General features: G+C 67.2%; 13 protein-coding genes and 2 pseudogenes. 5 read left to right on the top strand and 10 right to left on the bottom strand.

What is annotated here, in order from left to right:
* The 5 genes and pseudogenes from E1294_RS48695 to E1294_RS48675 form a co-directional block, all read right to left on the bottom strand.
* A pseudogene (locus E1294_RS48695) lies at window positions 1-296 on the bottom strand (hypothetical protein); the annotation flags it as partial.
* Between the two features lie 354 nt (window positions 297-650).
* Window positions 651-995, bottom strand: a complete 345-nt coding sequence (locus E1294_RS48690) for a hypothetical protein (protein ID WP_132519084.1) — start codon at window positions 993-995, stop codon at window positions 651-653.
* Window positions 995-1,660 carry an IS5 family transposase gene (locus E1294_RS53790; protein ID WP_281284622.1) on the bottom strand — a complete coding sequence of 222 codons (666 nt, stop codon included), beginning with the start codon at window positions 1,658-1,660 and terminating at the stop codon, window positions 995-997. Before E1294_RS53790 ends, E1294_RS48690 begins: the two co-directional genes overlap by 1 nt.
* Window positions 1,661-2,301: 641 nt before the next feature.
* Window positions 2,302-3,138 (bottom strand): annotated as a pseudogene (locus E1294_RS58650) (IS5 family transposase); the annotation flags it as partial.
* A gap of 203 nt (window positions 3,139-3,341) precedes the next feature.
* A complete protein-coding gene (locus E1294_RS48675; RefSeq protein WP_165977909.1) occupies window positions 3,342-3,959 on the bottom strand; it encodes a DUF998 domain-containing protein in 618 nt (205 codons plus the stop codon).
* Between the two features lie 146 nt (window positions 3,960-4,105).
* Between E1294_RS48675 and E1294_RS48670 the strand changes: the two genes are divergently transcribed.
* The gene (locus tag E1294_RS48670; protein WP_132519075.1) at window positions 4,106-4,732 is read left to right on the top strand and encodes a TetR/AcrR family transcriptional regulator C-terminal domain-containing protein; all 627 of its coding nucleotides are present in this window, start codon (window positions 4,106-4,108) and stop codon (window positions 4,730-4,732) included.
* A gap of 99 nt (window positions 4,733-4,831) precedes the next feature.
* On the opposite strand, the gene E1294_RS48665 is transcribed toward E1294_RS48670, so the two are convergent.
* The 3 genes from E1294_RS48665 to E1294_RS48655 are packed head-to-tail and all read right to left on the bottom strand — an operon-like array spanning window position 4,832 to window position 6,442.
* Entirely contained in the window at window positions 4,832-5,563 is a 732-nt protein-coding gene (locus E1294_RS48665) for a tyrosine-type recombinase/integrase (RefSeq protein ID WP_132519072.1), read from the bottom strand.
* Window positions 5,551-5,895, bottom strand: a complete 345-nt coding sequence (locus E1294_RS57880) for a DUF1707 SHOCT-like domain-containing protein (RefSeq protein ID WP_342775159.1) — start codon at window positions 5,893-5,895, stop codon at window positions 5,551-5,553. Before E1294_RS57880 ends, E1294_RS48665 begins: the two co-directional genes overlap by 13 nt.
* 22 nt (window positions 5,896-5,917) lie before the next feature.
* Window positions 5,918-6,442, bottom strand: a complete 525-nt coding sequence (locus E1294_RS48655; protein WP_132519066.1) for a TetR/AcrR family transcriptional regulator — start codon at window positions 6,440-6,442, stop codon at window positions 5,918-5,920.
* 83 nt (window positions 6,443-6,525) lie between these two features.
* Between E1294_RS48655 and E1294_RS48650 the strand changes: the two genes are divergently transcribed.
* Both E1294_RS48650 and E1294_RS48645 read left to right on the top strand, forming a co-directional pair.
* Window positions 6,526-7,221, top strand: a complete 696-nt coding sequence (locus E1294_RS48650; protein ID WP_220448380.1) for an SDR family oxidoreductase — start codon at window positions 6,526-6,528, stop codon at window positions 7,219-7,221.
* Window positions 7,218-7,958: an SDR family NAD(P)-dependent oxidoreductase gene (locus tag E1294_RS48645; RefSeq protein ID WP_132519060.1), complete on the top strand. Its 741-nt coding sequence runs from the start codon at window positions 7,218-7,220 to the stop codon at window positions 7,956-7,958. The genes E1294_RS48650 and E1294_RS48645 overlap by 4 nt, the downstream gene beginning before the upstream one ends.
* A 318-nt stretch (window positions 7,959-8,276) precedes the next feature.
* On the opposite strand, the gene E1294_RS48635 is transcribed toward E1294_RS48645, so the two are convergent.
* Complete coding sequence (locus E1294_RS48635; protein WP_132519054.1) at window positions 8,277-8,624, bottom strand: DUF3846 domain-containing protein; 348 nt, start codon at window positions 8,622-8,624, stop codon at window positions 8,277-8,279.
* Between the two features lie 227 nt (window positions 8,625-8,851).
* Between E1294_RS48635 and E1294_RS48630 the strand changes: the two genes are divergently transcribed.
* On the top strand, window positions 8,852-9,214 hold the full coding sequence (locus E1294_RS48630) for a hypothetical protein (RefSeq protein ID WP_220448379.1): 363 nt from the start codon (window positions 8,852-8,854) through the stop codon (window positions 9,212-9,214).
* A 96-nt stretch (window positions 9,215-9,310) separates the two neighbouring features.
* Window positions 9,311-9,664: a ParB N-terminal domain-containing protein gene (locus E1294_RS48625; RefSeq protein WP_132519051.1), complete on the top strand. Its 354-nt coding sequence runs from the start codon at window positions 9,311-9,313 to the stop codon at window positions 9,662-9,664.
* 36 nt (window positions 9,665-9,700) lie between these two features.
* Here the strand turns inward: E1294_RS48625 and E1294_RS48620 are convergent, their stop codons facing one another.
* Window positions 9,701-10,105 (bottom strand): hypothetical protein, encoded by a 405-nt coding sequence (locus E1294_RS48620; RefSeq protein ID WP_220448378.1) that lies wholly within the window; start codon window positions 10,103-10,105, stop codon window positions 9,701-9,703.
* Window positions 10,106-10,378 lie beyond the last annotated feature (273 nt).

Below are 10,378 nucleotides of genomic sequence, written 5' to 3'. Positions count from 1 at the left end.
ATGGTGGGCTGTGGCGGTGGGGTGGGCATCTCTGCCGCGCGTTCCAGGGCTTGAGTAGACACCTCGTCGAGGGGCGGGCGGTGGCCGGCGTGCTGTTCGGCGGTGGCCTGTACGCCCGCGTCGTCAAGCAGGTACGTGCGGGCGCGGCGAGGAATGTCGTGTTCCGGGGAGCTGATCAGGAACTTGCCGGGGGCGTCGAGCTTGTGCGGGTGCCATCCGGCCTTGACCATGCCCTGCCCCAGGATGAGGTCTCCGTCGCGTGCTTCTCGGACGCGGAAGCACAGGCGGACGTCCATCTGGGAGCGGACCGAACGCCGTGGTGACGGCGGCGTAGCCGCGTTCGATCGGACGGGTGAGGTTGACCCACCGGCCCCACAGGGCCAGTGCGCCCGCCACGAGGGCGGTGGCGATGATCACGGTGGGCCACCAGTCGGGGAACCAGCGCCGCAGGACCATGCTCCCAGCCAGGACGCTCACGCCGATGGTGAGCGGGGCCAGTTCGGACCGGTACCGCCAGGCCAGGCGGGCGATACCGGCGATGGCCAGGGGCGCCAGTTCCAGATCGTCGATCATGGCGATGGGTTGCACGCCGTAGCGGCGCATCCGGCGTGCGTTGCGCCGCAGTTCGTAGCGTGAGGCGCGGTGTCTGTTCATCGGCCCTCACCCGCCCTGTGGTCGGCGGGCATCTGGGCGTGCAGCTCGTCTCGCACGTAGTACTGGGGGTCGTCGTCGCTGTCGTGGTGGGCGGCCAGGGTGGCGCGGATGGCGGCGAGCAGGTTGGCGCGCTGGTGGCGGATGCTGGCAAGTTCGGCGCGCAGGCCGGTCACCTCGTCGATGAGGGTTTCGATGTCGTCGAGGGCGGCGATCACGTACTCCCACAGTGGGAGCAGGGGCGAGGGGTCGCGGGACAGTGCCGTCAGGAGTTGGGCGGCGGTGGTGTTGCGGTGGGCGGCTCCCTGGAGATCGGTGTGTGGGTAGGGGTGGCGATGGGTCATCAGGCATCACATCCTTCGGTCGGGGACAGGGGCAGTGGCTGGTGATCCAGCTCAGGGCCGCGTGGAGGGCGGCGCGGATGTCGGGTGCGAGCGTGGTGGCGGCCAGCAGGAAGCCGAACAGCACGGTGATCAGCGCGTGCCACCAGCGCAGGCCCAGGTAGCGCCAGGCGATGAACACCAGTATGCCGAACACGAGCAATCGGGGTGGTCAGGTACGCCGACAGCAGGGCGGTCTTGGCGCCGTCGCGGTCCTGCCAACTGGCCGCCAGCACTGTGACGGTGATGAGCAGGCCGGTGGTGTCGGTGATGATGAACCGCTTGCGACCGTTGACCTTCTTGCCTGCGTCGTAGCCGCGGCTGTCGCGGCCGACGGTGTCGGCGCCCTTGACGCTTTGCGAGTCGATGATTGCCGCTGACGGCTCGTCCTCGCGACCAGCCTGGCGGCGGGCCTTGATGCGCAGCTCGGCCAGCAGCGCTTCGGTTGCGCCAGCTTGTTCCCACTGCTGGAAGTACCAGTACACGGTCTGCCAGGGCGGCAGGTCGGTGGGCAGGTACCGCCACGGGCAGCCCGAGCGCACCACGTACAGGATCGCGTTGACGATCTCCCGGCGCGGATGCTTCTCCGGACGGCCGCCGGTGTTCGGCTCGGGCAGAAGCTGCTCGATCAGCTCCCACTACGTGTCGGTTAGGTCCGAAGGGTAGCGATTCGGGGGCATCCGGCCACCCTGACGGCATCCACACCGCCCGTCACGCCGCCACACCGAACACGAATGATCTTCTCAAACACGCACTGAGATTTCTTTCCAAGAGATGCGGACCTCGCCTTCGCGGTGCTTCGTCTTGTGGGCTGCGACCAAGATCGCACAGACGCCCAAGATCACAAGCAAGCACATTGCTACGAGGAGGAACGCACCCGCGGGACCCAAGCCCGTGAGCCATGCTCCCGGATTGGTCCCCATGGGTTGTTATCTCAGCCCACCAGCGAGACGCTGCTAAGCATCTACCCTCCCACCCTTGCTAAGAGCCTGCTGACGAAGGCTTAAGCGCTCGTGGGCATGGGGCCATAGAGGGCTGGCCCGATCTTGTTGATGTAACCCTGGTGGGACCATTGGGACAGTTGGACGCGGAAGCTGTTGACGTTCTCGATCCCCAGGATGGTGGCCAGCTCGGCCCCTTTCCAGGCCCGCCAGGGCTGGGCGGCCAGGAGTTCCAGAACCTTGCCGCGCCGGTCGGTACTGGACAGCTCCGGAAGCGGCGGCGGGTCGCTCCAGCGGCCATGGGGCGCTTGTCCTGCCAGTTCGCGGGTCAGGCGGCGGGTCATCTGATGCACGGTGGCCCACCAGATCATGGCTTCGTGGTGTTCGGGCTTGCGTTCGTAGATCCGCACCAGCCGACGGTAACGAGTCAGCCAGGCGAATGTTCGTTCTGCCACCCACCTGCGCGGCAACACGACGAAACCGCGCAGGTCATCAGAGCGCTTGACGATCGTGACGGTCAGGTGGAGCACCTGGCGCGCCCAGGTGAGCAGGCGTCCGGCGTAGCCGCCGTCGGCCCACGCCAGCGCGATGGTGGAGAACTTCTCCCGCAGCCGGGCCAGCAACGGGTGCGCGCCGTCACGGTCTTGAACCGACGCGGCGGTGACGATCACGCACAGCAGCAGCCCGAGCGTGTCGACCGCGATGTGCCGCTTCTGCCCCTTGATCTTCTTGCCCCCGTCAAAACCGCAGGCCGTAGCCCCGACGGTCTCAGCCGCCTTGACCGTCTGGGAGTCGATGCACCCGGCCGTCGGCAACTCGCCGCGTCCGGCCAACACCCGCAGACGGCCGCGTAAGCGCCCGGCGAGCCATTCGGGCAGACCTCACCGGGACCAGCGCAGGAAGAACGCGTACACCGCCTCGTGTGGCGGGAAGTCGACCGGCAGGGCCCGCCACTCGATCCCGTACCTGGTCACATAGTTGATCGCGTCCAGCACCGCCCGCAGGTCATGGACCATCGGCCTGCCCGTGGTCGCGACCAGCTCGGCCATCACCGCCCGCGCCTCGCCTTCCAGCACCGTCCACTCGGCATCGGTCAGATCCGACGGATACGACGGCTTGCGGCCATGACACCGGCACCCCGGTGAAGCACAACCGCTGGCGTCCACGGATGTGAGCGTGTAAACAGACAACCACGGGCTCCTGGCCGCCGAGATGCGTAGACAACACCTCAGCTACCAGGAGCCCACTCCTGTCCGCAGGCGCATCACTCGACGATGGCCTCTATCAGGCCGTCCTTGGTCTCGACCCCGTCTCGCGGGCTTCGACGGCCCGAACTTGCCTAGCATGGCCGAGGGCAGCACGGCAGGGATCAGGCATCCTGCGCACCCCTTGTGCGTCTGCGCAGGAACCACATCGCGACCACCCCGAACCAACCCATGCTGATGGCCAGGTTAATGCGCTGCCAGAGCCCGTGATACATCCCGGTCTGGCTCTCGGCGTCATACAGGCCCGCGGCAATCGCGAAGGTCACCGGCACCCCGACGGCGGTGGCGACACAGAACCACATCCAGGGCCGCCCTCCAGGCTCGGCCGCGAAACGCCGGGCCATCACACACATGAGCGCGATCAGCGACAGGTAGAACGGAACGGGATTACCGTCGTGGATCAGGCCGTGCACCGTCGGCTCGGCCGTCCCGGCGCTGCCTGCGGGATAGCCGGGCTTGGGGTCGGTGACAAAGACGCCGCCCACGATCAGGCACATCCCGAAGATGGCCGCGAGTACGGGGGCAGCCGCAGATCCACGCCCGTCGCCCATCACGCGCCGCAGACCGAGGGCGAACCCGAGGACGAGCAGCCCGCTGACGATGAAGTTGGCGATCTGCACCCAGCCCCGCTCGCCTAGGGAAAGCTCGCTGCCGAAGCGGTGCAGCGGCTCATATCCAGGACGGAGCGCGCCCTCAAGGAGGATCACCCCCACGAACAGCACCGAGACGATCAGGCCGCAGCCCAGTAGGAGCCGGGTGGAACGTGTGTGTGACACAGCTTCTCCTTATCGATGGTAAGTGCTTGGCAGCGCCAAGATGCCTTACCGTTGATAAGGAGTCAAATGCTGACAGGAGGCCAGGACACGAAGTGAATCGGTCGACGATCATCAGTGCGGCGCTGGAGCTGGTGGAGGAAGTCGGGCTCGACGAGCTGACGACGCGCCGGCTCGCCGCACGGCTACAGGTCAAGTCCCCCGCGCTTTACTGGCACTTCCGTAACAAGCAGGAGCTCCTCGACGAGATGGCCCGATTCATCCAGGCGCGCCAGGATCTCGGGCCGCCGCGCGAAGGCGAGCACTGGCGCGACTGGCTCACCCGCCGGGCCCGGGAACGCCGCGACATCCTGCTGTCCCATCGTGACGGCGCCCGCCTTATAGCCGGAAGCAGCCCCGGCCCCGACATCGCCGCCACCTTCGATCGAGAACTCCACGCGTTGGTACTCCAGGGGTTCACTCCCGTGCAGGCGATGCGCGCCATCACCACACTCGGCTCCTACATAACCGGCTTCGTCCTGGAGGAACAGGCGCGCCACCAGCGGGACGAGCTCCCACCAGGTGACCTTGACCAGGCCCGGGAGACCCCCACGCTACTGGCCGCCATCCGCGATGGCGGCCCGCCGGACGGGCCCGCTGCCTTCGAGGACGGGCTCGCTTTCCTTCTCGGCGGCATCGAGGCCGGTCTCCTAGGCAGCGGAGACACCTCCTCGGCCAGGTGAAGCCGGCGAACGTTCCACCCGGCACGACCTTTCGGCGATCAAGATCGTTTAGAATGATTGGAACACCTTCTCAGCGACCAAATCCTTTGTCAGCAGGCTCTAAGAGAGGCGGGCCAGGCCGGTGTCGGGGCAGATGTCGCGGGGGCTGACGACCTTGCCGGGGCTGGGACGCCGGTGGGTGACGAAGACCGGGCCGCAGGTGCGGCCTTTGAGCAGGCGAGGGAGCAGGCGGGCGGCGCCGGCGTCCCAGTAGACGGTTTCCAGGACGAAGTCCTCGCGGGCCTGGCCGCGGCGGCGGGTCTTGGCGCGGGCGCCCTTGGCCTTGACCCGCGCCTGGCGGGCGGTCAGGTCCAGGTCCTCGATGTTGAGGGTGAGGACTTCCTCGGCCCGGGCGGTGGTCTCGTACAGGAGCCGGTAGAGGGTTTTCTCCCGGATGCCGACGTCGCGGCGGGCGATCAGCCGGTCGATCGCGGTCTTGGAGCGGGCGGGGGTCTGGCTGTCAGGTGCGGCCAGCCGCTTGGCCCAGGCGGGCACGGCTGGTGCGGTGTGGCCGCGCTCGCGGCACCAGGCCAGCCAGGACAAGATCGCGGCGCGGCGGGCGTTCCAGGTGTTGACCGCCGCGCTTCCCCACAGCGCTTCCAGGGCCTCGCCGATCTCGTCGTCGGCCACCGCCGCGAGCGGGCGGTGCTCGCCGAACCGGAGCGCGATCTTGCCGACGCCCGCAGCGTAGGCGCGCACGGTGTTGGGGTTGGGCAGGGTGTCGAGGAAGGCGTCGGCCGCGGCGCGGACCGTCAGGCGCTGGGCGGCCGACAGCGGCGTCACGGCGGGCACGGCGTCCTCCTTGCCACAGATAACAGGGCCGCTTCACGCTGCGGCCCGCATCCGTTACCGCAGGTCGCGATCGGCGATACCACATACTCGGCCGGCAGCAGGTCCTCGGTCAACCCGGCCAGCTCGCCGAGGGTCTTGGCCGAGTAGACGGCGGTCAGCCGCTCCTCGAACTCGTCCATCGCCAGCGCGTCGTTGAGCACCTGGGCGACCCGGTCGCGGTCGACGTCGGACGCGCGCACCTCGCGTGGTTCCGGCCCGCTGCCTTTCGTCCGGCGAGCCGTGGCCCAGTCGGTCGCCAGTTCCTGCCCGCCTGGGTGAGCTTGGCCAACCACGTCGCCCGGCGTTCGTTCACGTCTACGACGATAGCCGGGCAAGCATCGCGGTGACATCGTCGGCGAGTGACTCGTCGACAGGCGCGTGGCGGTTCATCAACCGGTACCACATCGCGCCGAACACCATGTCGACCGCCAGCTCCAGGTCCACGTCCGCGGACAGCGTCCTGGCGAGCACGGCATGCAACGCCCGCCGGCGGGAGTCTATGAACCCGCGCATGCGTACAGCGAACGCCTCGTCGCTCTGCGCGTCGGCCATCAGGCCCACGATCACACCGCCCACCGCGCCACCGCTCAGCCGGAAGGTCTCGAGGAGGAACGTGCGCAGGTCCTCGCTGCCCGTGGGCGCCTCGACGAACGCGGTCAGCGCTTCAATCATCACCTCGGCCTTGGTCCGCCACCAGCGGTAAACGGTCTGCCTGCCGGTGCCCGCAGCCTGCGCGATGCCCTTCAACGTGACGTTCTGATAACCGTCGCGCTCGCACAGATCCAGGGCCGCGCGCAGGATCGCGCGCCTGGACGTCTCGCTCCTCGGTCTGCCCACCATGGCCGCCACTTTACAAGACACAATGTCTCGATTTATAGTTTCGAGGCAAGGTGACTCGAAAGAAGGTCTCAATAATGCGTACTGTGATCATTGGCGGAACCACCGGCGTCGGCCTGGCCACCGCGAAGCTGCTGAGCGAGCAGGGCCACGAAGTGATCGTCACCGGGCGCACTCCCGAGCGGGTGGAGCAGGCAGCCAAGGAGACCGGTGGCACGGGTTACATCGTGGACGCCAGGGATGAGCCGGCAACACGCGACTTCTTCGACCGGATCGGCCCGGTTGACAACGTGGTGATCAATGTCAGCGGGCGCGGCCAGGCCGCCGGGCCGCTCTCCGCGATCACCGCGGACGCTCTGCGCCAGGCCGTTGAAGACAAGCTGATCCCGCACTTCCTGACCGCGAAGGCAGCGGCGACGGCACTGTCGGAGCGCGGCTCGATCACATTCGTCGCCGCCGCCTCGGCAGGCGCGGCCTTCCCCGGCTCCAGCGGGCTGGCTGCGATCAACGGTGCGATCGAGGCCGTCGTCCCCGGCCTGGCCGTGGAGCTGGCGCCGGTCAGGGTGAACGCGGTGTCGCCGGGCGTGGTGGACACCGAGTGGTGGAGCTGGCTGGACGAGGCGGCCCGGGCCGAGGCCATGAAAGGCTTCGCCGCCGCCTCGCCACTCAACCGCGTGGCCGAGCCGGCCGACATCGCCTGCGCGATCGCCTTCGTCGTCGGCAACGCCTTCACCACGGGCACGGTCCTCACCGTCGACGGCGGGGGCAAGCTGAAGGCATGAAGACGATCCTGGTCACCGGTGCGACCTCCGGTCTCGGGCTGGAGCTGGCCAACCGGCTCACCCAGGCCGGAGACCGGGTCATCGCGCACGGCCGTGATCCAGACAAGTTGCGCGACTTCCCGGAGAAGGTGGTGGCCGACCTGGCCGAGTTGCGTCAGGTCGACCGCCTGGCCGACGAGGTACTTGGCAACCATGAGTGGATCGACGTGCTCGTCAACAACGCGGGAGTCGGCGGCGGCGCCCCCGGCACCGGCCGCGAGCTGTCCGAGGACGGCATGGAGCTGCGCTTCGCGGTCAACTACCTGGCCGGCTACCACCTGGCACGCCGGCTGTTGCCGATCACGGGGCGCGTGGTCAACGTGGCCTCGGCCGGGCAGCATGCCATCGACTTCACCGATCCGATGCTGGGGAAGGGATACAGCAGGCAGCGCGCTTACTCGCAGAGCAAACTGGCCCAGATCATGTTCACCTTCGACCTGGTCGACGACGGTGTGAGCGCGGCGGCGCTACATCCTGCGACCTACATGGACACCCACATGGTTAGAGAGGCGGGCGCCCCGGTGCTGAGTACCGTGGCTGAGGGCGCCGAGGCGACGCTCAGCCTGATCGGCAACCGGGAGACCGGCTATTTCAACGGGTTCCACGCCGCCCGGGCCGACTCGCAGGCCTACGACAGGGCGGCCAGGCGCCGGCTCCGCGACCTCAGCGACTCCTTGATCGCGGAACGCCTCAGCTGAGCGGGAGGAACCCGGCGACCCCCTTCCCCGTTAACCCCGGGTTAGGCCGCGGCCAGCCCGTCATGCAGCCTGGTGAAGTCGATGTCCAGGTGGGGTTCGTAGGCTTCCGGGGTGATGGCGAGTTCGTGGGTGGAGTACTCGCCGAAGCGCATGATGTGCTCGGTCAGGTAGGGGGAGACCTCGGCCAGGCTTCGGGTTCGATCTTCCAGCCTTCGGCCTGCAGTTGCCGGACGACGTCGGCAATGTCGAGGGAATTGTGGAAGATCACGCATTCTCTGAACAAACAGAACTGTTGAGGTCATGTCGCAGGCCGCGTATCTAATCGGGCTTCGCGATGGTCCTGGCTCGGATCGTGGCTAACTGTTCCGGGGTCAGCGTCGCGGCCGTGCCGAATTCTCGATGAGCGCCGGTCACGATGACTGTGCCGCGGAGGGTGGCGGAGATCCCGTAGCGGTGAGCCAGCCTGGTGGCGTAAGGGTTGATCGGGCGGCCGTTGGTGATGCCAACCTCGTCGAGCCAGAGGTCCCAGCGGCTGGTGATGTCGACTGCTTGGACGCTCTGCGCCGCCACGAGCGCGCGAACGGCGCCGATGAATCCGCCGCCTGCGTCGTCGGGGAGGTCGACCTCGGTGACATCCCCGTGTTCGTCGATGCGGAGGGCTTTCAACGCCGGCTCCTGTTCGATGGTCGTGTTGTGTCGATGGTCGGGATGCCGAGGTTGATTATCTTTGGTGACTCTCAGTCGTGAAGCAAGTACTTTAAGTAGTGTGGGCGGCTACTTGACGCACAGTATCTGGGGGTCCGTACGGCATGTTGGGCAGGTCAGATACGCCCGAGCGGCACTACCGGGCTGAACGAGCGGTAGCCGCCGATGAGTCGGTGTCGTGGGAAGTGGTGGACGAGGACCTCGAGTTGCATGTCGAGGCGTGCACGTACCTGGCGGGGCTGCGCGGGGCGGGCCGGGCGTTCAACACCGAGAAGACCTACGCGGGCCGGATCGCCTTGTACCTGTCGTACTGCCGAGGTCATAGGCTGGACTGGCCCGGCCCGAGCCTTCCGCAGCTGATGGCGATGATGCGCTGGCTGGTGGACGAGCCGATGCCGTCGCGATCACGCAAACCGGGCGCTCCGGTGCGGTATCGCAGCGAGGGCACCGCGAACGCCATCATGGGGACGGTCGGGGAGTTTTGTCGTTCCCTGTCAAGTCAACGTGTTGAGGTTCTTGCCACTGTTTCTGGAGGGCGGACGGCTGGGTGAGACGGAGGTTGGCACTGACCGCGAGTGTGCCTCCTCTGCGGACTCGGCCCGATGGCGCGCGGGCCAATAGGTCTGCCAATCGGTCAGGATGTCCAGATGTCGTTCCCATCCGTCCACCTGCCAACTGCTCTCGTCACGCGAAATTGCGCCTGCGATCGCGAGACTGTCGGCTCCGCGCTCGTCGACACGCCACGTCATCTGGATGCGTTAACGGTTGACATCGGAAAGCGCGGGATCCTCACGCCACTTTCTTTGGGGTTCAACGAGGAGTTCGGGACGCTGGACGGAAACCACAGGATTGCCGTGGCCCTTCGACTTGGCTTGGAATCGGTCCCGGTCGCATTGTTTCGAGAACCGCTGACTCCTCGGCCCCGCCATGCGCAACCCATGCTCCCCGAGGATCTGATCGTCCTTCAGGACGCGGCAGGATCAGCTATCCGCCTCGCCTAGCGCGACCGGCCATGAGCTCTTGCCATGCTGACGGTTTCAGCGTCGGCGGTGGAGCGGCGTGACGTTCGGTTCGGGCAATTCCAACTGCGCCCGTAGTTCCTGATTCTCGAGGGTGAGCTGGTGGACGGCCCGGACCAGCGCGGGGACGTCTTCCCTGATCTGGGCGAGTTCCTTGTTCTTGTTCGCGATCGTCTTCTTCAGCTTGATGATCGTGTCGCGCAGCCGGACTTCGACGTCAAGGGTTGCCCCGCGGGCTTTGACCCGTTCATAGAACTCGTTCTTCGGATCGGGATGTCGCTGGGTCAGCGCGTTGCGGGGGACGTCGGCTTCCTGCGCCAGGGCGACGATGGTCAGGGCGCCGGTGGAGTTCTGCGGGGTGCCGGCCAGGATGCGGTCCATCGCGGCGCTAATGCGTTCGCGTTCGTCGAGGGCGGGGCTCATGCGGACGGCTCCTCCTGCAGGGTGATGCGGGGTAGGCATTCAGCAGCTCACGATCTTGCTGTCGCGAGGACTGCCTGCGCGGTGAGATGATCTTTGGGTGTCGAAGACTCCGGAGCGCCGCCCGTCGTATGACGAGCTGGCTGCGCTGGTGGTCCGGCAGATGGCCACGATCGAGGCCCAGCGGGAGACGATCGCGCGGCTTGAAGCGACGGTGGAGCGGCTGAGCGCGCGGGTCGCGGAGCTGGAACGCAGGCAGAGCCGCAACTCGGGGAA

Source organism: Nonomuraea diastatica, assembly GCF_004349015.1.
In the GTDB taxonomy this organism is placed as follows: Bacteria; Actinomycetota; Actinomycetes; order Streptosporangiales; family Streptosporangiaceae; genus Nonomuraea; species Nonomuraea diastatica.
The sequence above is the reverse complement of the archived record's forward strand: the minus strand, read 5'-3'. Positions and strand labels throughout refer to the sequence as shown.